We start from the raw sequence: 22,679 nt of genomic DNA, 5'->3' as shown, positions 1-22,679 counted from the left end.
GCGTGCCGTCCCATGCTTCAAAGCGTGGAGTTGGCAGCCTCGCGCGTCAATGCCCGAGGCGGATGAGCAAGGCGTGGGCCATGCACAATCGCGCGCGCTCTGAAGCAGGAATCAAGCAATGCGAGTGAATCGTGTTCCAGGACTCCGTGAAGGAGTCCACGGGAGCGGACTTGTGAAGCTTCACGGTGGCGAGGCGACGTCCACGGTGAGCCCCGTCTGCTTGAGCACGGCGTGGATGCGCAGGCGCGCCTGGGCCCACGGAAGCGCCTCCACGCGATAGCCCTCGAGCGCTTCCATGAGGTGCGCGCGGTAGCTCGGGTGGCCCGGGTCCGCGACGATGACGACACCTCGGTCCGTGGTGGAGCGGATGAGTCGACCCACGCCCTGGCGCAGGAGCAGTAGCGCGCGCGGAAGTCGGTACTGGAGGAAGCCCTGGTACTCGCCACCGGAGCGGGCCAGCGGCTCCTCACGCGCGGCCACCAACGGACGCAGCGCGGGCTCCAGCGGGAGCTTGTCGATGAAGACGCAGCCGACGCCCCGGCCTGGGATATCCACGCCCTGCCAGAAGCTCTTCGTGCCCAGCAGCACCGTGCCCGTGTCGCGCTCCTGCCGAGCCGCCAGCGAGCGACTGTGTCCGCGCGACTGCCGCAGCACTTCGATGCCCAGCGGCTCCAGTCGGCTCCGCGCTTCCGCGCCCACGCGCTCCATGCGCCGCGTGGAGGCGAACAGGCCCAGCAGCCGTCCACCCATCGTCTGCGCGAGGCCCGAAATCCGCGTCGCGGCCCACTCGACAAACGGGTCCTCGTGCGCGCGCGGCGCATCGGTGACGAGCACCACCAGCGCCTGCTCGTGGAGTTGAAAGGGAGACGGCGCGCGCAACAGCCGGGGGGCAGGGCGGTCTCCGCGTCCATCCAGCCCCAGCCGCTTCAACACGAAGGGCGTTCCCGAGCCGTGGCTCGTGGGACCCAACGTGGCCGAGGTCAGCACCAGCGCGCGCTTGTTCGCCGCGAAGTCACGCGACACATGGAACGACACGTCCACAGGCTGCGCGCCCACGTTCCATCGCTGCCGCCGAGGCTCGGCTGTCGCGGAGTAGCACCGTCCCGCCGCCGCTTCGCCCGAGAGCTCCTGCGCCAGCGTCGCCAGTTCGCCCAGCTCCGTGGTGGCACCGGACAGTTCGCGCTCCAGCGCGGGCATCCGCGCGGCCAGCTCCGGCAGGGCCTCCAGCACCCGCACCGCGAGCAGCGTGTGCAGCGCCTGCAGCGCGCCGCGCACCAGCTCCAGGCCGTCACGCACCGGCTCCCACGTGGGCAGCGCGCGCACCGCCTCCGTCACGCGCAGCTCCGGCGCATACGCGCCCTCGTCGGGGTCCTCTCCCGCGGTGGTCGCCGAGGGCTCGCACAGCTCTGTCACCCGCGAGCCCAGGTCCCGCGCCTCGTCCATCAGCCGGCGCAGCGCGTCCTCCACCTGGCCCATCAGCGCGCGCGACTCCTCGCGACGCGACGCGGAGAGGGCGCGGCGCAGCTCCGCGAAGAGGCCGTGGCGTCCATCGCGTCCGTGCAGTCGCTCGGTGAGCCGCTGGAAGGCCAGGTCCGACAGCTCCACGGTGAGGGCCGTGGTGGCCACGTCCTCCACCTCGTGGGCCTCGTCGAGGACCAGATGCTCCAGCTTCGGGTAGCGCGCCGGCCACGCGAAGGCGAGGGACTGGTTGATGACCAGCACATCCGCCTCGCGCGCCTGGGCCACCGCCGAGTGGTAGAAACACCGGTGGTAGTGCGGGCACTTCTCGCCGAGCGTCGTCGCGGCCTCGGAGCGCACCGCGGGCGTCAGGCCCATCAGGACGGGGAAGCGCTCGCGGAACCAGTGGCTCAGCCGGTCCATGTCGCCATCCACACTGCGGCGCAGGTACGCGCGCAGGTAGGCGCGAGGCGCGCGAGCCGAGTGCCCCATGCCCGGCTCCACGCGCGTGGCCTCCAGCGCGCGGCGTCGGCACAGGTAGTTCGACTGTCCCTTGAGGAGCGCGTAGCCGAAGGTGCCGCCCATCGCCTTGTGCAGTCGAGGCAGGTCCTTCTCCAGCAACTGGTCCTGGAGCGTCTTCGTGTGCGGGGCCACGCCCACCTTGCGCCCGTTGCGCGCGGCGAAGAGGGCCGCGGGCGCCAGGTACGCGAGCGACTTGCCCGTGCCCGTGCCCGCCTCCACCGCCACCTGCTCACCGTCCGACAGCGCGCGCGCCACCGCATGCGCCATCTCGAGCTGCGCGGGCCGACTCCGGAAGCCCTCCTCCATCCGCTCCAGCGCGCCTCCAGCGCCCAGCACCGCCGTCACCTCGTCGGCCCGCACAGGCAGCACCGGCGCGTCGGTCTCGGGCTCGGGCAGCGAGGGGACACCGGCCGCTCGTCGTCGCTCGGGCTTCCCGCGAAGGAAGCCTTGCGTCTCCAGCGCCAGCGACGCGGGCGCGGCGCGACAGGCGTCGCTCAGTCGCGACAGCAGCTCCAGCAGCGGCCACTCCTCGTAGTCGAACGCGCCGCCGTCCGTCTCTGGAGGCCCCAGCCGCCGCGCGGCCCGAGGGTCCAGCGTGGCCAGCAGGTCGGAGACGTCCTCGCCCCGGCCCTCGCGCACGAAGCGGTCCATCGTCTGCACGAGCACGGCGTGCACTGCTTCGCAGTCGGACAGCGCGCGGTGCGGCTGGCGGATGCCCAGCCCGGCCCAGCGCAGCAGCGACTCCAGCGAGTGGCTGGTCAGCTCCGGGTGCAGGTAGTGCATCAACTCGCACGAGTCGAGCACCGGCGCGCGGATGGGACCCAGCAAGTCCGGCAGGAAGCCCTTCTCGAACGGCGCGTTGTGCGCCACCACCGTCCAGCCCGTGAGCCGACTTCGCAGCTCCTCGATGTCAGTCCCGAAGCGAGGCCGACCCGCCAGGTCCGCGTCCGTCAGGCCCGTCAGCCGTCGGATGGTGAGAGGCAGGGGTCGCGACGCCGAGTACAACCGCGCGAAGCGGTCCACCTCGCGTCCGTTCTCGAAGAAGAGACACCCCAGCTCGATGATTTCGTCGGCACGTGGATCCAACCCCGTGGTTTCGAGGTCGAGGAAGACATGCCGCGTGAAAAGCTCCGCCGCGCCGCCCATGCAGGGCCGGGAGACTAACGCTTCCCGGCGCGGTGCCCAGATTTCAGCCTACGTCTTCAGTCCACCAGGAAAACGCCGGAAATCATCTTCCCCATGGCACACCCGTAGACGAGTTTTCCGGACTCCTTGGGTGTGAAGGAGATGTCCACCGGCTGGTTGAGCGGCAGCGGCGTGTTGATGTCGTAGCCGTCCATCACCACTTCGGTGGCGCACGTCTGGTCCGTCTTGCGCGTCACCACCAGCTTCACCGGCTCGCCCTTCTTGAGCGTCACGGGGCTGGGCTCGTAGCCCTTCTCCGTCACCGTCAGCTCCACCACGCGCACGCCGTTCTCCCGCTTCTCGGGGACGGTGGGCGCCGAGGGGGCCGCTTCGGCGGCGGGCGTGTCCTTGGTGCATCCCTGCTGCGTGGCGCCCACCATGGCGGCCGTCGCGGCGAGCGCGAGCCAGGGCTTGATGATGCGGGAGAAGAAGGGGCGCATGGGGTGCCTCGAACGAAGAACTTGCGAAGGTGAAAGGGGCGGCGCCCCCGACGCAGGGCCCTCAGGCCTCGTCGACGGGAGCGCTCGCGGGACCCGGCTCGAACCGGAGCAGGGCGTGGAGCGGGACGAAGACCTCATGGCCCGGCTCACCCAGGAGCAGGTCGAACCGGCCCACGTGCATCAGCGGGAGCTGAAGCGTGATGCCGTTGCGCAGCACCAGCTTCACCGTCTCGCCCAGGTGGTCCAGGAACGCGCGCGGGTCCGAGTACGGACGCTTGTCCGGCTGACGCGCCACCGTGGAAGGCTTCTGCGTCAGCTTGGCGTCACGCTCCAGGCCGGGCAGCAGCCGTTCCCACTCAGCGCGCCGCGCCAGCAGCACCACCTGCAGCTTCTCCAGCCGCCCGGTGCGCTCCAGCGTGAAGGCGATGGGCTCCTCCGCGACGAGCGTGTCCAGCAGCGAGCGCTCCGCCAGGACGACGGAGACCTCCACCTTGCCGGCGATGAGGCCGCCGAGCAGCTCCGCCACCACGGCGTTGTCGACCTCGCCGCGCGCCTGCTTGATGGCCGCTTTGCGCTGGGTGCGCTCCTTGCGCGCCATGAACTCCGCCACCGTCATGCCGCTCTGGAGCACGCCGAAGGCATCCCCCAACGACAAGCTCGGCGTCTGGCCCATCAGCTCGTAGACCTGGTCGAAGCGCTTCGCCTCTTCGGCGTGCAGCTTGCGCCAGATGCGGGCCTTCATCTTCCCTTCCAGCTCCCCCTTGGCGATGCGCGCGGGCACATGCTCGCGCTGCGCCAGTGCGAGGATCTGCTCGGGCGTGGGCGGAGGCCGGGGCGTCGAGGAGCGGAAGCCCCCCGGCCGACCACCGAAGCCGCCCGGACGCGCACCGGGTCCCCCCGGGCCTCCGGGTGCTCTCGGCGCCAGTGGACGGGCCCCTGGCGTCACGCTCGCCGGACGCGGCGAGGGTGCGGGTGCCGCGCCGGTGGGCCGGGGAGCGGGCAAGGGGGCGGCGGTCGTCGGCGCCGTCGCCGCGGGAGCGGCGGGGCGGGGCGAAGGACTCACCCCCGAGGGCCGAGGAACCGCCGGCGTGAGGGGGGGCGCCGTGCCGGCGGTGGGCCGGGGCGTGGGCGTGGGGCGCGGCGTGGGCGCCGGAGGGGCGGATTCCAAGGGGGACGGAGTCTGGGCGGCGCTGCCGGGCGTCGAGGCCGGCCGCCGGATGACTTCGACCGCGGGAACCACCCGCCGTGTCTTCCGATCGTTCACAGTCGTACGTTACCTGATGCGAGGAGCCCGAGCATGCCCGGCTTCACGGCTGGAGGGAGGCTGAGAGGTCCACTTTCCACCCAGACGGCTCTCGGACCATCCGGACCTCGTGGGTGCTGCCTGACGAGCGAACGAGCACGGTCGCCTCGTCGCCCGCCTCCCGGACCAGGGAGACCTCCGTAACATCCGGAGGAGGGGGGACATTCGCGAAGAAGAGGCCCAGGGGCTCGGGTTTCACCGCGCCCCCGGAGGCGTCACTCACCGCCTGGGCCCGCTTCGTCAGGGCCGTCTGGGTGGGCTGGGACAATGCGCCCCAGGCCGCGCGCAACTCGCCGCGCTTCACCAGACGGTGGAAGGACGTATACGCATCTTGCGGTGTGCCGAAGCGGGGCTGGTTGCAGCCGGCCACGCCCACCAGGAGCAGGGCCAGCAACCAGGGCATCGTCGCGGTCAGGCGCATGGACGTGGGGTTTAGGTCAAAGCGGCGCCGGGGGAAAGCCTTGGGTGCGTCCGTCTCACGGAACGTGTTGCTGGACACGGTTGCGCCCCGCTCCCTTGGCCGCGTAGAGCCCCGCATCCGCCGCGCGAAGAAGCTCCTCCGCGCTCCCCAGGTCTTCCGAGGGCACCGTCGCCACGCCGAGCGACGCCGTCAGGCGCACCTCCTGCCGCTTCCCGTCCACGCCCACGTGCTCCACCCGCAGGCCGGCGATGGCCTCGCGCACGCGCTCGCACACCTTGAGCGCGTCCGCCGTCGCCGTCTCTGGCAACAACGCGATGAACTCCTCCCCGCCATAACGCGCCAGCACGTCCACCTCGCGCAGCCGCGAGCGCGTCGTCTGCGCCACCGCCTTGAGCACCTGGTCCCCGAAGGGGTGGCCGAAGGTGTCGTTGATGCGCTTGAAGTGGTCGATGTCCAGCATCACCAGCGACAAGGGAGACTGGTAGCGCCGCGAGCGCGCGAACTCGTCGCTCAGGCGCTCCTCGAAGCAGCGCCGGTTGAACAGCCCCGTGAGCGCGTCGGTCCGGCTGAGCGCCAGGAGCTCCTCGCGCCGCCGCGCCAGCTCCTTGTTGGCCTTGTCCAGCTCCCGGTTCTTCTCCACCAGCGCGTCCTGGAGCGCCTTGAGCCGCAGCATCGACTTCACCCGCGCCGACAGCTCCAACATGTCGAAGGGCTTCACCAGGTAGTCGTCCGCCCCCAGCTCCAACCCCTCCACCTTTCCCGCCGCCTGCCGCGCCGTCATCAGAATCACCGGGATGAAGCCGAAGCCTTCCTCCCCGGAGTTCGCCTTGATGATGCGGCACACCTCCACGCCGCCCAGCCCCGGCATCTCCACGTCCATCAAGATGAGGTCCGGCCGCGCCTCGCGAATGGCCGACAGCGCCTGTGTGCCGTCATGGGCTTCCTTGAAGACGTACCCCCGCGGCGCCAGCCCCTCGCGCACATGTGCCACGTGCGATGGATCGTCATCGACGATGAGCACCGTCCGGCCGCTCAGCTCGCCGCCTGCCCCAGTCCGCCGGGCTACCTCCGGCGTCCTCTTCCTGTCACCCTCCGCCATGCGGTTGCGCCCCCAGTGCAATCATCCCGCGCTGCCAGAATGCCTGTGATTGTCTCCCGCCGACTCCAGGAAGCCAAGGGGTAGGGCAAGTCCCCGTCTTTCGGAGGCTCAGGCGGGTTTGACGAGGCGGGCCCGGTACACCGGCTCTCCCGAGGTGAGATACCGCCGCTCACGCGTCGAGGGCACCTCCTCCGGGTCATACGGATGGAAAACACCGGAACCCAAGGGGTTGTGGAAACCCACGGATTCCAGGATGGAGAGCATGTTGTGGGCGCGGTCCTCGACGTCGGTGCGCATGTCGAAGCGGCCGCCGGGGGCGAGCCTGGTGAGCAGGAGGGCGGCGAAATCCGGCTGCACGACGGCGCGCTTGGCGTGGGCGCGCTTCCACCAGGGGTCGGGGAACTGGAGGTGGATGGCGGAGAGCGAGCCGGCCGCGAAGATGCGGGGGACGGCGAAGCGGGCGTCGGACTCGACGACGCGCAGGTTCTTCATCCCGGCCTTCTGGGCGCGCTCCTGGGTGTCGCGCGCGTACTTCTTGCGCCACTCGAAGGCGACGAAGCGGATGGTGGGGTTGCGGCGGCAGTACTCCAGCGCGTGGCCCCCGGCGCCGGAGCCGATTTCAAGCTCCAGGGGGCCCGGGAAGCCGAACTCGGCGTCCCAGTCCGGAGGGGTCTCCTGGGCGATGAGGTGGAGGCCGACGGGGTCTGGCAGCAAGCGGGGGCGTGGCATGAGGAGGGCGCTCCAACCACGGCCGAGCGGGGTCTGGCCAGGGAAAAACACTGGTATAGGGGAGGGATGAAGGTCTTCCAGTCGGTGGCGGAGGCGGGCCGGGCGCTGATCGGCCGAGCGCTCGCCCTGGGCAACTTCGACGGGGTGCACGTGGGCCACCAGGCCCTCTTCGCGGAGGCGCGCAATCACGCTTCCCCCGCGGCGTTCACCTTCAACCCCCACCCGGGCAAGGTGCTCCAGCCAGACCTGGCGCCCAAGCTGATTACCTTGCTGCCCCGCCGCCTGGAGCTGCTCGCCGACCTGGGGCTGGAGGCCACGGTGGTGCAGGCCTTCTCGCGTGACTATGCGCGCACGGGCCCCGCGGACTTCGAGGCCACGCTCTTCGACGCGCTCGGCGTGGCGCACGTGGTGGTGGGCAGCGACTTCACCTACGGCGTGGCGCGCGCGGGCAACGTGGAGACGCTGCGTGAGGCGGCGTCCCGGCGGGGCGCGCGCGTCCATGTGGTGACGCCCGTCACGGTGGACGGGGTGGTGGCCTCGTCCTCACGGGTGCGTGAGTACATCCTCGAGGGGCGCGTGTCCGCCGCGTGCCGGCTCCTGGGTCGCCCGTTCGATTTGGACGGGATGGTCGTGGCGGGGGCGGGGCGGGGGAGGACCATCGGCTTTCCCACCGCCAACGTGGACACCCAGAACGAGCTGCGGCCCGCGCCGGGCGTCTATGCCATCCGCGTGCGCTTCCTCACGGGGGAGGGCGTGGGCACCTGGCATGGGGGCGCGGCCAATATCGGCATCAAGCCCACCTTTGGCGGCACCGAGGTCACCATCGAGGCGCACCTGCTGGATTTCGCGGGGGATATCTACGGGCGGGAGCTGCGCGTGCAGTTCCTGGAGCGCCTTCGCCCCGAGCAGCGGTTCGGCTCCGTGGCGGAGCTGACCGGGCAGATCAAGCGCGACGTGGAGGCCGCTCGCACGGTGATTGCGCGGGCCGGGGAGTGACGCACGCACTTTTCCCGTGATTGTTCAACGGGTTGGCGAGTCCGGGCCCCCCAGAGGGCGCCTTGACGGATGTGCGCGGCTCCCCTCTAATTCGCTGTCAGGAACCGTGCCAAAGGTGCTGTGGGGCCCCGAGGCAACGCCCCTGTCTCCCAAGAGCGAGGCGGGCCCCCGCCCGTCTCATCCTTCTGTGCCACAAGGAAGAGGCTTCACGAATGTCCGGTCGATTGGGTGAACTGCTGGTCCGCGAGAATCTCATCTCCGTCCAGCAGCTGCGCAAGGCCCAGGAAGAACAGCAGAAGAGCGGCACGCGCATCGGCACCGCGCTCATCAAGACGGGCGCCATCGAGGAGTCGAAGCTCACCGACTTCCTCTCCAAGCAGTACGGCGTGCCGGCCATCAACCTGAAGGACTTCGATATCGACCCGGACATCATCAAGCTCGTGCCGAAGGAAGTGGCCGAGAAGCACCTGGTGATTCCCGTCAATCGCGCCGGTCCCTCGCTGATCGTCGCCATGTGCGACCCGTCCAACATCTTCGCGGTGGACGACCTGAAGTTCCTCACCGGCTACAACATCGAGACGGTGGTGGCCTCGGAGGTCTCCATCCGCGAGGCCATTGAGCGCTACTACGCGGAGAAGGGCCCCTCGATGGAGGAGATCGTCGGCGACGTCGACGACGAAGTCGAGCTGGCGAAGGAGGAGACGGAGAACATCGACGAGATGGCGAAGGCCGCGGATGACGCGCCCGTCGTCAAGCTGGTGAACCTCATCCTCATGGACGCCATCAAGAAGCGCGCGTCCGATATCCACATCGAACCGTATGAGCGCGACTTCCGCGTCCGCTTCCGGATCGACGGCGTGATGTACGAGGTCATGCGCCCGCCGATGAAGCTGCGCAACGCGATTACGTCGCGTTTGAAGATCATGGCCTCGCTGGACATCTCCGAGCGACGCCTGCCGCAGGACGGCCGCATCAAGATCAAGATTGGCGGCGGCAAGGAGATGGACTTCCGCGTGAGCGTGTGTCCCACGCTCTTCGGCGAGAAGGTCGTGATGCGTCTGCTCGACAAGAGCAACCTGCAGCTGGACATGACGAAGCTGGGCTTCGACGCGGAGCCCCTGGCCTGGTTCAAGGAAGCCATCGACCGTCCCTACGGCATGGTGCTGGTGACGGGCCCCACCGGTTCCGGCAAGACGACGACGCTGTACTCGGCGCTCTCCAGCCTCAACGACGTTGGCACCAACATCTGCACCGCCGAGGACCCGGTCGAATTCAACTTCGCCGGCATCAACCAGGTGCAGATGCATGAAGACATCGGCCTGAACTTCGCCGCGGGCCTGCGCTCGTTTCTCCGCCAGGACCCGGACATCATCATGATTGGTGAGATCCGCGACTTCGAGACGGCGGAAATCGGCGTGAAGGCCGCCCTCACCGGCCACCTGGTGCTCTCCACGCTTCACACCAACGACGCCCCTGGCACGGTGAGCCGTCTGCTCAACATGGGCATCGAGCCGTTCCTCGTGACGGCCTCGCTCAACCTCATCCTCGCCCAGCGTCTGGCACGCCGCCTGTGCCCCGCCTGCAAGAAGCCGGCGGACAAGGTGGACGAGCAGGCCCTCATCGACGCCGGCATCCCCCCGGACAAGATGGGCACCTTCACCGTGTACGAGAAGGTCGGCTGCCGTGACTGCAATGACCGCGGCTACCGGGGTCGCGTGGCCATCTACGAGGTCATGCCCTTCTGGGACGGCCTCAAGGAGCTGGTCATCAACGGTGGGTCCGCCGCGGAGCTCAAGCAGGAGGCCATCCGTCTGGGCATGAGCAGCCTTCGCATGAGTGGCCTCAAGAAGGTGATGGACGGCTTCACCACTCTGGAAGAAGTGGTCGGCAACACCGCCCCGGACCGTTTCTAGTCACCCCCTCCCCCAGCCTCACCGAAGGACATCCCCACCGTGGCCAACCTGCACCAGCTCCTCAAGGCGATGGTCGAGAAGGGCGCTTCCGACCTCCACGTCACCACCGGCTCGCCGCCGCAATTGCGCGTGGACGGCGAGCTCGTCCCCTTGAAGACGGCGCCGCTGACGCCCGTGGAGACCAAGCAGCTCTGCTACTCCATCCTCACGGACGCCCAGAAGCACAAGTTCGAGGAGGACAACGAGCTGGACCTGTCCTTCGGCGTGAAGGGGCTGTCGCGCTTCCGCGCCAACATCTTCATGCAGCGTGGCGCGGTGGCCGGGGCGTTCCGCACCATTCCCTTCAAGATCCTGACCTTCCAGGAGCTGGGCCTGCCGCCCGTCGTGGCGGAGCTGGTGAAGAAGCCGCGCGGCCTCATCCTGGTGACGGGACCCACGGGGTCGGGCAAGTCCACCACGCTGGCCTCGATGATCGACAAGATCAACACCGAGCGTCATGAGCACATCATGACCATCGAGGACCCCATCGAGTACCTGCACCCGCACAAGAACTGCCTCGTCAATCAGCGCGAGGTGGGTGCGGACACGCGGAACTTCAAGACGGCCCTCAAGTACATCCTGCGTCAGGACCCGGACATCGTGCTGGTGGGCGAGTTGCGCGACCTGGAGACCATCGAGGCCGCGCTCACCATCGCCGAGACGGGCCACATCTGCTACGCGACGCTGCACACCAACAGCGCGGTGCAGACCATCAACCGCGTGCTGGACGTGTTCCCGCCGTACCAGCAGCCGCAGGTGCGCGCCCAGATGTCCTTCGTGCTGGAGGGCGTGATGAGCCAGGCGCTGGTGGCCAAGGCGGGCGCTCCGGGCCGCATCCTCGCCCTGGAGGTCATGATTCCCAACCCCGCCATCCGGAACCTCATCCGCGAGGACAAGGTCCACCAGATCTACTCCTCCATGCAGGTGGGTCAGGCCAAGTACGGCATGCAGACCTTCAATCAGGCCCTGGCGGCGCTGCTTCTGCGCCGGCTCATCACCCAGGACGAGGCCTTCGGTCGCTCCAGCGACCCGGACGAGCTGCGCAACATTCTTTCCACTGGCGGTGGCGGGCTCCCGGGTACCCAGCGACCAGCCGGAGGAGCGACGGGTCGTTAGTTCCTGGTTTCGAGATTCAGCGGTTAGACTCGCGCGGCGTTTGCGGAGGTCGAGCTCATGGCAGCACCGGCAGTCCAGAAGGCAACAGCTTCCAAGAAGAACACCGCCCAGTTCCTCTGGGAGGCGAAGACCAAGAGCGGGGAGACGAAGAAGGGCGAGATGGAGGCCTCGGACAGCGAGGCCGTCAACGCCCGGCTCAAGTCCCTGGGCCTCAATCCCGTCAAGGTGCGCAAGAAGAGCGCGCTGGACGGAGAAATCAGCCTCCCGGGCTTCGGCGGCGTCACGGGCAAGGACATCCTCGTCTTCACGCGTCAGTTCGCGACGATGATCGACGCGGGTCTGCCCCTGGTGCAGTGCTTGGACATCCTCGCCAACCAGATGGACAACCCCGCCTTCAAGAAGGTGGTGCTGGCCATCAAGGCGAAGGTGGAGCAGGGCAGCACCTTCGCGGATGCGCTCAAGGAGCACCCCAAGGTCTTCGACGAGCTCTACATCCAGCTCTGCGCGGCCGGTGAGGTCGGCGGTATCCTCGACACCATCCTCAACCGTCTGGCGGCCTACCGCGAGAAGGCGGAGAAGCTCAAGCGCAAGGTCAAGGGCGCGATGACCTACCCGGCCATCGTCATCCTCGTGGCCATTGGCGTGACGGCGCTGCTGCTGCTCAAGGTGACGCCCGTGTTCGCGGCCATGTTCGCGGACTTCGGCTCGGCGCTGCCCGCTCCCACCCAGTTCGTGGTGGACCTGTCCGCCTGGGCGGAGGCGTACTGGCTGCATGTGATCAGCATCATCACCGCGCTGGTCGTCTCCTTCACCTGGAGCTACAGGCAGCCCAGGGGCCGCAAGTTCTGGGACAAGGTCTTCCTGAAGTTGCCGCTGTTCGGTCCCGTGCTCCGCAAGGTGGCGGTGGCGCGCTTCACGCGCACGCTGGGCACGATGATCTCCTCGGGCGTGCCCATCCTCGACGCGCTCGACGTGACGGCGAAGACGGCCGGTAACCGCACGGTGGAAGAGGCCATCTACTACGTTCGCGGGAAGATCTCCGAAGGCAAGAACATCGCCGGTCCGCTGCTTGAGACGAAGGTGTTCCCGTCCATGGTGGTGCAGATGATTGGCGTCGGTGAAGCGACGGGCGCCATGGACACCATGCTCAACAAGATCGCCGACTTCTACGACGACGAAGTGGACACCGCCGTCAGCGCGCTGACGGCCATGATCGAGCCCCTGTTGATGGTGTTCCTCGGCGGCGTGGTCGGTGGCTTCCTCATCGCCATGTACCTGCCCATCTTCTCCATTGCCGGTGCCATCAAGTAGCTCCGCTGTCGCCAGGGCGCGCGCGGACGAGTCCGAGAGGCTCCGCGCGCGCCTGGTCTGGCTGGTGTTGTTCCGGACGGTGGCGGCGAGCCTGTCGCTCGTCATCACCGTGGGTCGCCTGCTGCTCCAGCCCCTCGAGGAGCCGAGCCGGGCAGACTCGCTCTCGCTCTCCGTCATTGTCGCCGCGTATGTCTCCACGGTGGTGGTGGGCATCCGGCTGCGGCGGGAGAAGGCCGGCCGGCTGGACGCGTGGGTGCAGGTGCTGGGCGACGTCGTCATCGCCACGGGCCTCGTGTTCCTGAGTGGTGGTTCCGACTCCCCGCTGACGTTCCTCTACAGCCTGGCCGTCATCGGCGCCGCAGTGGTGCTGGACTGGCGAGGGGCCCTCTGGGTGGCGGCGGCGGCGGCGCTGTCCTTCGCCGGGCTGGTGGGGGTGCTGCGGCTGTCGGACGTCGCGCCGCTGGGGCCGCTCTTGTCCAGCCGGGGCTTCTTCGTGCTGGGCAGCAATCTGCTCGCGCTGGCGCTCATCGCCGTGTTGGCGGGCTACCTGTCCCGGCAGCTCTCCGCGACGGGCGGCGCGCTGTCCGCGCGAGAGGCGGACCTGCGCAGGTTGGGAGGGCTCCAGCAGCAGATTCTCTCCTCCATGCCGTCGGGGCTCATCACCTGCGATGCCCAGAAGCGCGTCACATACGTCAACGCCGCCGCGCACGGCATCCTTCAGCTGGAGGACATGGTCAGCACCGGTCAGCCGCTGGAGTCGCTGCTCCCCGGAGTGTCGGGGCTCGCGCCCCGCTCGTCGCGCGGCGAGCTGGTGGTGGGCATGGACGGGGGGCGTCGTCGCATCATCCTCGGGCTGTCGGTGACGCCGCTGGAGGGCGAGCCGGGGGCGCTGCTCATCGTCTTCCAGGATTTGACGGAGCTGCGGCGGATGGAGGAGGACCTGGAGCGCTCGGACCGGCTCGCGAGCCTGGGGGCGCTCTCCGCGCAGCTGGCGCATGAGCTGCGCAACCCGCTGGCGGCGATGCGAGGCTCCGCGCAGCTGCTGGCGCAGGAGTGCTCGCGGGACGTGGTGGTGCAGAAGCTCACCAACATCCTGGTGCGCGAGTCGGATCGGCTCGGGCGGCTGGTGGAGGACTTCCTGCGCTTCGCGCGTCCTCCGGAGCCCATGCGTCGCGAGGTGTCGCTGGACGCGCTCCTGGCGGAGACGGTGGACATGTTGCGGGCGGACCCCCTGGCGCGGGACGTGCGGGTGGAGGTGTCCGCGCAGGAGCGGCTGACGGCCGCGGTGGATCCGGACCAGCTGCGTCAGGTGCTCATCAACCTGGTGCGCAACGGGTTCCAGGCGGCGGGACCCAGGGGCGAGGTGCGGGTGGGGCTGGCGAGAAGCGAGAAGGAAGCGCAGATTCGGGTGTGGGACTCGGCGGGAAGCATCACCGAGGAGATGATGGGCCATCTGTTCGAGCCTTTCTTCACCACGCGGGACGGAGGCACGGGACTGGGGTTGTCCACCGCGCACTCCATCGTCCGCGCGCATGGCGGCTCCATCCGCGTGCGCTCGGACCCGGCCGAGGGAACGGAGTTCGTCGTGGGGTTGCCGCTGTGACGACCGCGCATGCAGCAGAGAGCGGAGTGAGAGGCCACATTCTCGTCGTGGACGACGAGCTGTCCATGCGGGAGTACCTGGAGCTGTTGCTGCACCGCGAGGGTTACGCGGTGACGAGCGTGCCCGGGGTGAAGCCCGCGTGCGAGGTGCTCGCGCGCGACGGGGTGGACCTGGTCATCTCCGACATGAAGCTGGGGACGGGCAGCGGCCTGGACGTGCTGCGCACGGCGCGGGCGCGCAAGGAGCCTCCGGAAGTCGTGCTGATTACGGCCTACGGGACGCCGTCCGCCGCCGTGGAGGCGATGCGCGAGGGGGCGTACGACTACATCTGCAAGCCCTTCGACAACGAGGAGCTGCGGCTGCTGGTGCAGAAGGCGCTGGAGAAGCGCACGTTGCGGCAGGAGAACATCACGCTGCGCGCGCGGCTGTTGCCCGGGCTGGGCGTGGCGGTGGGGCAGAGCGCGCGGATGCAGGCGGTGTGGTCCCTGGTGGAGAAGGTGGCGCCGGGGCGCAGCACGGTGCTGGTGACGGGGGAGAGCGGCACGGGCAAGGAGCTGGTGGCGCGTGGCATCCACATGCGCGGCAATCGGGCGGCCCAGCCCTTCCTGCCCTTCAACTGCGCGGCGCTCAACGAGGGCACGCTGGAGAGCGAGCTGTTCGGCCACGTGAAGGGGGCCTTCACGGGGGCGTTGCACGAGCGCGCGGGCCTGCTGGTGTCCGCGGGTGAGGGCACGGTGATGCTGGACGAAGTCGGCGAGATGCCGCTGGCCACGCAGGTGAAGCTCCTGCGGGTGCTCCAGGAGCGGAAGGTGAAGCCGGTGGGGAGCGCGGCGGAGGTGCCCTTCCAGGCGCGAGTCATCGCCGCGACGAACCGGCGGCTGGAGACGGAAGTGAAGGCGGGGCGCTTTCGCGAGGACCTCTTCTACCGACTCAATGTGATTACGCTGGAGCTGCCACCCCTGCGCGAGCGCGCGGGCGACATCTCGCTCCTGGCGGGCCACTTCCTGTCGAGGATGGCGGAGGAGCTGGGGCGGCCGGGCCTGCGCTTCGCGCCAGAGACGCTGGCGTTGCTCGAGCGCTACGCGTTCCCCGGCAACGTGCGGCAGCTGCAGAACATGGTGGAGCGCGCGGCCACGCTGTCCGACTCGGACCTGCTGGGGCCGTCCACGCTGCCGCCCGCGGTGCGCGGCGAGGCGGAGCCGGTGGCGCGTCCGGGCGAGGGCGGCGAGCCCCAGTTGAGCGGCGGCTTCAACCTGGAGCGCCACCTGGACGACAGCGAGCGGCGCTACCTGCTGGCGGCGCTGAAGCAGGCGGGTGGGGTGAAGACGCGCGCGGCGGACCTGCTCGGCCTGTCCTTCCGCTCGTTCCGCTACCGGCTGGCGAAGCATGGCCTCACGGACGAACTGGAGGACCCCGCGCCGGTGCGAAGCGGTGAGTGACGCTCCCCTCGCGGGCCCGGACCTAGAAGCCGAGCGCCGCCCTGGCGCCGTCCGCGGCCTCCAGGCCCATGCGCCAATTGGCGTCCTGGCTGTTGTAGGAGAAGCGGCCGCCGCGGCCGATGGAACTCAGGCGCTCGAAGTTGTCGAGGTGCTCCTGGAGGGGCTGGAGGACGCGTTGGAAGCCGGGCTGGTACACCGGATAGCAGCGCGGCAGGCGCACCACGTGGAATCGCCCGACCGGGGCCGGCCCCAGCAGGCCCACGGACTCCAGCTCCTTCCAGGCGAGCGCCGCCATGGCTTCATCGGACTCGCTCCAGAGGGCCTCGTCCTGGGAGCACCAGTACTCCGCGCAGAGGATGGTGGAGCGCTCCGCGCCGTAGAGTCCGGGGACCCAGTTGCGGAAGTTGGTGACGCGGCAGGTCCTGACCGCGCGCGTGTGCATCTCCAGCCAGGACTCGGGGAACAGCCCCGTCTCGTGGACCTCCAGGTACACCAGGAGCGCGCTTCGGAAGGTGAGCACGTCGCGCGCCTCGGTGAGCGCCCGTTGCACCTCGGGGGGCTGGCCTGGAAGCTGTGCCACGAGCGGCACCAGCGGGGCGCTGGAGATGATGTAGTCGTAGGCCCGCGAGCCGTGGGAGGACTTCAGCCCCGTCACGCGGCGGCCCTCGACCTCCAGCGCCTCCACCCGGCTCTCCAGGAACACCTCGCCGCCGTGGTCGCGGACGAACTGGGCCATGCGCTCGTACACTTCACCGGTGCCGCGCTGGGGGTAGGGGAACTGCTCGGTGACCTGCTTGACGGCGCGTGCCCGGGCGTTGCTCGCGCCCGTGCGCAAGGCGGCGAGCACGGTGTCGACCAGCGAGGCGTCCTTGGCCGCGGCGCCGGACACGCTGGCGTCCACCGCGGAGCAGGGCCGTCCGAAGAACTTCTCGTTGAAGTCTCGGAAGAACTGCTCGTAGACGCGGCGGCCAAAGTGCTGCACCAGCCAGTCCTCGAACGTTCGAACCTCCGGAAGCGGGCGCAGTTGCTGGCGCCCGTAGTCGAGCACGCACCGGATGGATTCGGTGAGGCCCACCTTGCGCACCACATCCACCACCTGGAGCGGGTAGCGCAGCACCTTCCCATCATTCCGGAAGACGCCGGGATGGGACTCGACGGTGGCCCAGTCCTCTCCCACCACGCTCTTCCAGAGCGAGTCGATGCGCGCATCCTGCGTGTGGAAGCGGTGCGGCCCCAGGTCCACCCGCTGGTTCCACAAGTCCAGGGTGCGTGACAGTCCGCCGACGACGCGGCTGCCCTCGTGGACCTCGACCTGGGCCCCGGCCTTCGCCAGGACATAGGCGGCGGTGAGGCCCGCGGGGCCGGCACCCACCACCGCGATGCGGGGACGGGGCGACAGGGGCGAGGGGGCGCTGGAGGCGGAGATGCTCATGGCGAGACGGGGCGCGGGGCGGAGCGGAAGTAGCGGGCGAAGGCGGGGTCCGCGTGTCGCGCGTGGACGTGCTCGGGGCGGTACACGCGCAACGTGTATTCGTAGAGGGGCCCCGCGGCATCCAGCTCCCAGAACCGACTCAGCTTGCCCACCACGAAGTCCAGCAGCGCGCCCGGCGGCTGATAGTACAGCTCCTCGCGCGTGTACTCGGGGTCGTGGAACGTGGTGAGGAAGTTCACCGAGAAGCCCTTCGTGCACAGCGCGTACATGGCGGCCAGCATGCCCTCGACGAAGCCGCGCCAGGCCTCGGGCGTGGCCGAGAGCCGGACGTTGAAGGTCCCCGACAGCGTCAGGTAGTCGTACCGTTCGGGCGGAAGGCTCGCGACGATGTCGCGCGTATGGAAGGTGCCCTGGGGAAACTTGCGCGCGCACGACTCCGTGAACGAGGGATGGACGTCGCTGCCGGAGTAGCGGGCCTCTGGGTGATGGTGCTGGAGGAACTCGCCGAAGTGCCCCATGCCGCACCCCACCTCGTGCACGGAGAAGGGGCCTGACGCGCCTTCGAAGAGCCGGGCCAGCCGGTGGAAGCGCTCGTATTGGGTGGCCTGGTCCCGGTGCGACAGGGCACGGGGGTCGTCTCCGTACTGGTCCAGGAGCGCGCCGTAGAAGGCGCGCTGCTCTTCAGCGATGTCCATGGAGGGTCTCCTGTCGCGCGGGCTCGGCCCGTGGCTCCGCGACGGCCAGCCTGGAGGTGCTCGTCGCCTGCCGCACCACCGCCTGGGGCTTCTGATTGATTTGGAGGAAGATGCGCGCCACGTACTCGGAGAGGATGCCCACGCCGAGCAGCGTCACTCCCGAGGAGAACAGCACCGCCACCGCCAGCGATGCCCAGCCAGGCACGGTGATGGTCCCGGTGATGCGCGAGAAGACCACCACTCCGCCCGCGATGGCGGACAGCACGGACAAGAGGAAGCCGCCGACGGAGGCGAGCCGGAGGGGGAAGGTGGCGTAGTTGAAAAGCAGGTTGAAGAACACCGTCACCAGTCGGCCCAGCGTGTACGAGCTGCGCAGCCCCTCGGGGTGCTCGTGGCGCACCTCGGCGGCGGTGATGCGGTCGGTGACCCAGGACAGGTAGATGTCGAGGATGATGTCGTGCCGCTCGCTGCGGGCGACCTCGGCGGCGACGCGCCCGGAGATGAGCCGGAAGGCGGAGATGTCGAAGGCCACCCGCATCACCCTGCGAGGGATGACCATGATGAGGCGCGAGGCCAGCGAGCGCCACCCGGGGCCCTGCCTCACGCGGGGCAGACCGTAGACGACATCCGCGTCGGCCTGCTCGGCGCGGGCCAGCAGCGCGCCAATCTCCTCGGGCGGGTTCTGCAGGTCCTCGTCGAGCGTCACGACCCAGCGCCCACGGGCATGCCGGAAGCCGCACACCGTGGCGTTGTGTTGCCCGAAGTTGCGCATCAGCCGCACGCCCACGATGTGCTCATCCCCCTGCGCCAGCTTCTCGATGACGGCCCACAGCGCGGGCCTGGCGCTGTCGTCGACCAGGATGATTTCGAAGGGGGTGTGGCGGGCCTCCAACGTGCGGACCAGCCGCGCGCACAGCTCGGGGAGCGAGGACTCCCCACGGAAGCAGGGGACGACCACGGAGATGTCGACGACGGGTGGGCTCATGCGAAGGGGGGCGGGCGGGGGAGCCCAACGCTCGCGAATCCTACCGCGTTCCCTGGACCTGTCGCGCGGCGGAGTGCGCTCGCCTGGTCGCCGCGAGTCCCTGGGGCACCCCGAGCACGGTGTCCTCCGGGCGGGCGGGGGAGCCCCTCCGAGGCTCGAGCGGCTCCCGGAGCCCGGGAGGGTGCTGTAGCCTGGAGGCCCTCCCGCCTGCTTCATCGTGACGCCATGACCATTCCCTTCAATCGGCTGCAGATGCTTGGAGACGAGGCGAAGTACATCGAGCAGGCGCTGGCCAACAGCCACCTCATGGGAGATGGGGGGTTCACGCGCAAGTGCCATGCGCTGCTGGAGGAGCTGCTGGGCGTGAGGCGGGCGCTGCTGACCACGTCCTGCACCCACGCGCTGGAGATGGCCGGACTGCTGCTCGATTTGCAGCCGGGGGACGAGGTCATCGTCCCGTCCTTCACCTTCGTCTCCACCGCGAACGCCTTCGCGTTGCGGGGCGCGCGTCCCGTCTTCGCGGACGTGCGGCCCGACACGCTGAACCTGGATGAGCGCAAGCTGGAGGCGCTCATCACCGAGCGCACGCGCCTCATCGTCCCCGTCCACTACGCGGGCGTGGGCTGTGAGATGGACGCCATCATGGACATCGCCACGCGCCGAGGCGTGGCCGTGGTGGAGGACAACGCGCATGGCCTCTTTGGCCACTACCGGGGACGGGCCCTGGGCACCTTCGGGACCTTCTCCACGCTCAGCTTCCACGAGACGAAGAACGTGAGCTGTGGAGAAGGGGGGGCGCTGCTCATCAACGACGCGCACCATGCCGAGCGGGCGGAAATCATCCGCGAGAAGGGCACCAACCGCAGCCGCTTCTTCCGCGGAATGGTGGACAAGTACACGTGGGTGGACATCGGCTCCAGCTACGTCATGTCGGACTTGCTGGCGGCCTTCCTCTACGGGCAGCTGCGCGAGCATGAGCGCATCCAGGCGCGGCGCCGGGCGCTCTGGGACACGTACCACCGGGAACTCTCCGCCTGGGCGACCGCCCAGGGCGTGGCCCAGCCCCACGTGCCCGCGCACTGCGAGCAGGCCTATCACATGTATTACCTGCTGATGCCGTCGCTGGAGGCCCGCACGCGCTTCATCCAGCAGCTGCGTCAGCAGGGCATCAACGCCGTGTTCCACTACCTGCCGCTGCACAGCTCGGAGATGGGCCGGAAGTTTGGCGGAGAGGTGGGCGCCTGTCCGGTGACGGAGGACGTCAGCGACCGGCTGGTGCGGCTGCCGTTCTACAGCACGATGACGGAAGCGGAGCAGTCCACGGTGCTCTCCGCCGTGAGGGACTTTCGGTGCTAGCGGCCCGGCACTCCGTCGCCATCATCCAATCCAACTACCTGCCCTGGAAGGGCTACTTCGACATCATCCACGATGTGGACACGTTCATCTTCTACGATGACGTGCAGTACACGCACCGCGACTGGCGCAACCGCAATCGCGTGAAGACGGCCCAGGGGCCGGTGTGGCTCACGGTGCCGGTGGGCTCCAGCACGGATCGGCTCATCTGCGACGTGCGAATCGAAGAGGGCACATGGGCGCGCAAGCATTGGGAGACGCTGCGACACCAGTACGGCCGCGCGCCCCACTTCGAGCGCTATGCGCCACTCTTGCGTGAGGTGTACCTGGAGCGGACGTGGACGCACCTGTCGGAGCTGAACCAGTTCCTGGTGCGCCGAATCGCCGAGGAGTGTCTGGGCATCCAGGTGCGCTTTCGCGACTCGCGCGAATGGACGCTCACCGGCGCGAAGCGGGAGCGGATCCTCGACCTGCTGCGGCACGCGGGCGCCACGCACTATGTTTCGGGCCCCGCGGCTCGCGACTACCTTCGACAGGAGGACTTCGACGCCGCGGGAATCCAGCTCACCTACAAGGACTACGCGGGGTACCCCACGTACCCCCAGCCCCATCCACCCTTCGAGCACGCGGTGACGGTGCTGGATGTGCTCTTCCACCTGGGGCCGGAGGCACCCGAGGCCATCTGGGGCTGGCGCCAGCGGGCTCGCTGAGGGGCTGCCTGCCCCCTGTTCGTCCTCGCGTCCGTGCTTGCGGCTTTGCCCGGCGCGCGAGGGGTGTGCTACCCCACGAGAGCGATGACTTCGGCTCGTGGCAGTACGGGATGGAACGCGGTGGCCCAGGGCGCCCTGGGGTGTTTTCTGGTGGCGGCCTTCTTCGGGTTGAAAGAGACCGCACCCGGGCTGACCGTCTCCTTCCGCATGCCCTTCAGCGCCAGCTCTTCCGGAGAGCTGTACCAGTGGCTGGGCCACGCGCTGTTGCTGGTGCCGGGAGGCGTCCTGCTGGGGCTGTCGCTCGTGCATGGGCTGTCGGCGCCAGCGGTCCGGATGTGGCGCCGGCTGGAGGCGCTGAGCGCGCAGGAGCGGCGCGCTGGAGCCGTGTTGGTGGCGGTGGTGGCCTTCCTGCTCGCGCGAGTCGGGCGCTTCGTGTTCCTGCTGGACCGTCCCATCACGGATGACGAGCAGGCGGCTCGCTTCGGTGGGCAGGTGCTCGCCAGCGGCAGGTTCCTGGTGAAGCTGACGGACCCGCTGGAGTCCTTCCCCACCATCTTCCTCTACGTGCGGGATGGCATGGGCTCCAGCTTCGAGTGGCTTGGGCTGCAGGTGGCGTGGGCGTTGGGGGAGCTGACGGGGACGGGCTCGCTCGTCTTCTCGCTGGCGGCGGCGGTGCCCGCGGTGGTGGTGGCCTGGGTGGCCACCCGGCGGCTGGGCCCGGCGTGGGGTGGGGTGGCCGCGCTGCTGGTGCTGCTGTCACCGATGTCCGCGCTGCTGTCGATGACCGCTCATGCGCACCTGCTGTCCCGCGCGGCCTTGTCGGTGGCGGTGGTGTGCTTCCTCAAGGCGGAGGAGAAGGGCGGGCGTTGGTGGACGTGGCTGGGGCTGGTGAGTGGTGTCTCCTTCCTGTGCCGGCCGTTCGAGACCCTCTTCTTCCTGGCGCCGTTCTACCTCTGGGTGCTCTGGCGGCTGGTGCGCCGGGAGCTGCCCGTGGGAGCGTGCCTGGGAGGGCTGGTGCTGGGCTGGTTGCCGGCGGTGGTGGCCTTCCTCGCCTTCAACCATGCGGTGACGGGGGACGCGTTGCTCCCCGCGCGCGTGTCCATGTACACCTTCCCGGCGAAGCTCTCCGCGCATGACGCCTCGATGCTGGAGCGCTTCGGCGCGAACACCAGCTACAACGCGTTGATGCTCGCGGTGTGGTTCCTCGGGCCGGTGGGGGTGCTCCTCGTGGGAGTCGGGGCGTCGTGGGACCGGCTGACGAAGCTGTTGCTCCTGTCGGTGCTGGCGCTGCTGGGGCTGGGGCTCTTCCACGACAACCACGGCATCCACTCGGTGGGTCCCATTCACTATTCGGAATGCGCGCCGGCGCTGGCGCTGGTGGCCGTGCATGGGCTGCGGAGGCTGGTGGATGTGGCCCGCCGGGCCGAGCTGCCGTCCGCGACAGTCATGGCGGGAGTGCTCGGTTCCCTGGTGGTCGGACTGGGCATCTTCGACATGCGCAACGCGCTGGCCCTGCGAGAGCAGGCCCTCATCCACGAGTCGATGGAGGCGTACCTGAATGACGCGGGGCTGGGGCGCGCGGTGGTGCTGGCGCCTCAGTACGCCGTGGCCTGGAATCAAGTGCCCGCGTTCCGGAAGGTGGGGAGCTTCGTCCTGGAGTGGCCGCCTCCGCACCCGGGCTACGAGGAGGACCTCATCGTCCTGCACGATGGGCCGGGCTTCGCGGAGAAGCTGCGACCGCGGTTCCCGGATCGCCGCTTCTTCCGAATGGTGCCCGGCAAGGCCCCGGACCCCTTCCGGCTGGAGCCCCTGGACGTCGGTGGCGCGCCTCCTCCCGCCTTGCCCGCGCCCACCGCGGAAACGGGCGGACGTTGAGGCGCGTCATGCGAGCGCGCGAACGTGTGGGCGCCGCGAGTCCGTCCCTCGCGGC

General features: G+C 69.2%; 18 protein-coding genes. 9 read left to right on the top strand and 9 right to left on the bottom strand.

What is annotated here, in order from left to right; translation table 11 throughout:
* Positions 1–180: 180 nt before the first annotated feature.
* The 6 genes from HUA78_RS04785 to HUA78_RS04760 form a co-directional block, all read right to left on the bottom strand.
* Positions 181–3,126: a helicase C-terminal domain-containing protein gene (locus HUA78_RS04785; protein ID WP_141647921.1), complete on the bottom strand. Its 2,946-nt coding sequence runs from the start codon at positions 3,124–3,126 to the stop codon at positions 181–183.
* Between the two features lie 56 nt (positions 3,127–3,182).
* On the bottom strand, positions 3,183–3,605 hold the full coding sequence (locus HUA78_RS04780; protein ID WP_174453008.1) for a cupredoxin domain-containing protein: 423 nt from the start codon (positions 3,603–3,605) through the stop codon (positions 3,183–3,185).
* Between the two features lie 61 nt (positions 3,606–3,666).
* Entirely contained in the window at positions 3,667–4,773 is a 1,107-nt protein-coding gene (locus tag HUA78_RS46185) for a hypothetical protein (protein WP_254614274.1), read from the bottom strand.
* A 139-nt stretch (positions 4,774–4,912) separates the two neighbouring features.
* The gene (locus HUA78_RS04770; RefSeq protein ID WP_141649421.1) at positions 4,913–5,329 is read right to left on the bottom strand and encodes a hypothetical protein; all 417 of its coding nucleotides are present in this window, start codon (positions 5,327–5,329) and stop codon (positions 4,913–4,915) included.
* Between the two features lie 55 nt (positions 5,330–5,384).
* A complete protein-coding gene (locus HUA78_RS04765; protein ID WP_141649420.1) occupies positions 5,385–6,428 on the bottom strand; it encodes a diguanylate cyclase in 1,044 nt (347 codons plus the stop codon).
* A gap of 108 nt (positions 6,429–6,536) precedes the next feature.
* Positions 6,537–7,157, bottom strand: coding sequence for a tRNA (guanosine(46)-N(7))-methyltransferase TrmB (locus HUA78_RS04760; protein ID WP_141649419.1), 621 nt, complete (start codon positions 7,155–7,157; stop codon positions 6,537–6,539).
* Between the two features lie 66 nt (positions 7,158–7,223).
* Between HUA78_RS04760 and HUA78_RS04755 the strand changes: the two genes are divergently transcribed.
* The 6 genes from HUA78_RS04755 (at position 7,224) to HUA78_RS04730 (ending at position 15,574) form a co-directional block, all read left to right on the top strand.
* Complete coding sequence (locus HUA78_RS04755) at positions 7,224–8,153, top strand: bifunctional riboflavin kinase/FAD synthetase (RefSeq protein WP_174475732.1); 930 nt, start codon at positions 7,224–7,226, stop codon at positions 8,151–8,153.
* A 212-nt stretch (positions 8,154–8,365) separates the two neighbouring features.
* Positions 8,366–10,066 carry a type IV-A pilus assembly ATPase PilB gene (gene pilB, locus HUA78_RS04750; protein ID WP_141648911.1) on the top strand — a complete coding sequence of 567 codons (1,701 nt, stop codon included), beginning with the start codon at positions 8,366–8,368 and terminating at the stop codon, positions 10,064–10,066.
* Positions 10,067–10,105: 39 nt separating this feature from the next.
* Positions 10,106–11,221, top strand: a complete 1,116-nt coding sequence (locus tag HUA78_RS04745; RefSeq protein ID WP_141648910.1) for a type IV pilus twitching motility protein PilT — start codon at positions 10,106–10,108, stop codon at positions 11,219–11,221.
* A gap of 57 nt (positions 11,222–11,278) precedes the next feature.
* A complete protein-coding gene (locus tag HUA78_RS04740) occupies positions 11,279–12,532 on the top strand; it encodes a type II secretion system F family protein (protein WP_174453011.1) in 1,254 nt (417 codons plus the stop codon).
* A 61-nt stretch (positions 12,533–12,593) separates the two neighbouring features.
* Complete coding sequence (locus tag HUA78_RS04735; protein WP_174475854.1) at positions 12,594–14,135, top strand: nitrogen regulation protein NR(II); 1,542 nt, start codon at positions 12,594–12,596, stop codon at positions 14,133–14,135.
* Between the two features lie 26 nt (positions 14,136–14,161).
* Entirely contained in the window at positions 14,162–15,574 is a 1,413-nt protein-coding gene (locus HUA78_RS04730; protein WP_281291621.1) for a sigma-54 dependent transcriptional regulator, read from the top strand.
* 22 nt (positions 15,575–15,596) lie between these two features.
* On the opposite strand, the gene HUA78_RS04725 is transcribed toward HUA78_RS04730, so the two are convergent.
* From HUA78_RS04725 to HUA78_RS04715, 3 genes are read right to left on the bottom strand one after another with little or no spacing between them, the layout of a single operon-like run.
* Positions 15,597–17,006, bottom strand: a complete 1,410-nt coding sequence (locus tag HUA78_RS04725) for an FAD-dependent oxidoreductase (protein ID WP_174475731.1) — start codon at positions 17,004–17,006, stop codon at positions 15,597–15,599.
* Positions 17,003–17,701 carry a class I SAM-dependent methyltransferase gene (locus HUA78_RS04720; RefSeq protein WP_141642900.1) on the bottom strand — a complete coding sequence of 233 codons (699 nt, stop codon included), beginning with the start codon at positions 17,699–17,701 and terminating at the stop codon, positions 17,003–17,005. The genes HUA78_RS04725 and HUA78_RS04720 overlap by 4 nt, the downstream gene beginning before the upstream one ends.
* Positions 17,688–18,686, bottom strand: a complete 999-nt coding sequence (locus HUA78_RS04715; RefSeq protein ID WP_174453014.1) for a glycosyltransferase family 2 protein — start codon at positions 18,684–18,686, stop codon at positions 17,688–17,690. The genes HUA78_RS04720 and HUA78_RS04715 overlap by 14 nt, the downstream gene beginning before the upstream one ends.
* 225 nt (positions 18,687–18,911) lie before the next feature.
* Between HUA78_RS04715 and rffA the strand changes: the two genes are divergently transcribed.
* The 3 genes from rffA to HUA78_RS04700 all read left to right on the top strand — a co-directional run bounded on the left by rffA (position 18,912) and on the right by HUA78_RS04700 (position 22,624).
* Positions 18,912–20,042, top strand: a complete 1,131-nt coding sequence (gene rffA / locus HUA78_RS04710) for a dTDP-4-amino-4,6-dideoxygalactose transaminase (RefSeq protein WP_174453015.1) — start codon at positions 18,912–18,914, stop codon at positions 20,040–20,042.
* Complete coding sequence (locus HUA78_RS04705) at positions 20,036–20,749, top strand: WbqC family protein (RefSeq protein ID WP_141642897.1); 714 nt, start codon at positions 20,036–20,038, stop codon at positions 20,747–20,749. The genes rffA and HUA78_RS04705 overlap by 7 nt, the downstream gene beginning before the upstream one ends.
* An 84-nt stretch (positions 20,750–20,833) precedes the next feature.
* Positions 20,834–22,624 (top strand): glycosyltransferase family 39 protein, encoded by a 1,791-nt coding sequence (locus HUA78_RS04700; RefSeq protein ID WP_174468830.1) that lies wholly within the window; start codon positions 20,834–20,836, stop codon positions 22,622–22,624.
* The last annotated feature ends 55 nt before the right edge of the window (positions 22,625–22,679 follow it).

Source organism: Myxococcus sp. CA033 (genome assembly GCF_013336625.1).
In the GTDB taxonomy this organism is placed as follows: Bacteria; Myxococcota; Myxococcia; order Myxococcales; family Myxococcaceae; genus Myxococcus; species Myxococcus llanfairpwllgwyngyllgogerychwyrndrobwllllantysiliogogogochensis.
The sequence above is the reverse complement of the archived record's forward strand: the minus strand, read 5'-3'. Positions and strand labels throughout refer to the sequence as shown.

Coding starts and splice junctions, on each gene's coding strand:
- HUA78_RS04785 (WP_141647921.1), bottom strand. CDS start 3,126: ATGGGCGGCGCGGCGGAGCTTTTCACGCGGCATGTCTTCCTCGACCTC.
- HUA78_RS04780 (WP_174453008.1), bottom strand. CDS start 3,605: ATGCGCCCCTTCTTCTCCCGCATCATCAAGCCCTGGCTCGCGCTCGCC.
- HUA78_RS04770 (WP_141649421.1), bottom strand. CDS start 5,329: ATGCGCCTGACCGCGACGATGCCCTGGTTGCTGGCCCTGCTCCTGGTG.
- HUA78_RS04765 (WP_141649420.1), bottom strand. CDS start 6,428: ATGGCGGAGGGTGACAGGAAGAGGACGCCGGAGGTAGCCCGGCGGACT.
- HUA78_RS04760 (WP_141649419.1), bottom strand. CDS start 7,157: ATGCCACGCCCCCGCTTGCTGCCAGACCCCGTCGGCCTCCACCTCATC.
- HUA78_RS04755 (WP_174475732.1), top strand. CDS start 7,224: ATGAAGGTCTTCCAGTCGGTGGCGGAGGCGGGCCGGGCGCTGATCGGC.
- pilB (WP_141648911.1), top strand. CDS start 8,366: ATGTCCGGTCGATTGGGTGAACTGCTGGTCCGCGAGAATCTCATCTCC.
- HUA78_RS04740 (WP_174453011.1), top strand. CDS start 11,279: ATGGCAGCACCGGCAGTCCAGAAGGCAACAGCTTCCAAGAAGAACACC.
- HUA78_RS04725 (WP_174475731.1), bottom strand. CDS start 17,006: ATGAGCATCTCCGCCTCCAGCGCCCCCTCGCCCCTGTCGCCCCGTCCC.
- HUA78_RS04720 (WP_141642900.1), bottom strand. CDS start 17,701: ATGGACATCGCTGAAGAGCAGCGCGCCTTCTACGGCGCGCTCCTGGAC.
- HUA78_RS04715 (WP_174453014.1), bottom strand. CDS start 18,686: ATGAGCCCACCCGTCGTCGACATCTCCGTGGTCGTCCCCTGCTTCCGT.
- rffA (WP_174453015.1), top strand. CDS start 18,912: ATGACCATTCCCTTCAATCGGCTGCAGATGCTTGGAGACGAGGCGAAG.
- HUA78_RS04700 (WP_174468830.1), top strand. CDS start 20,834: ATGACTTCGGCTCGTGGCAGTACGGGATGGAACGCGGTGGCCCAGGGC.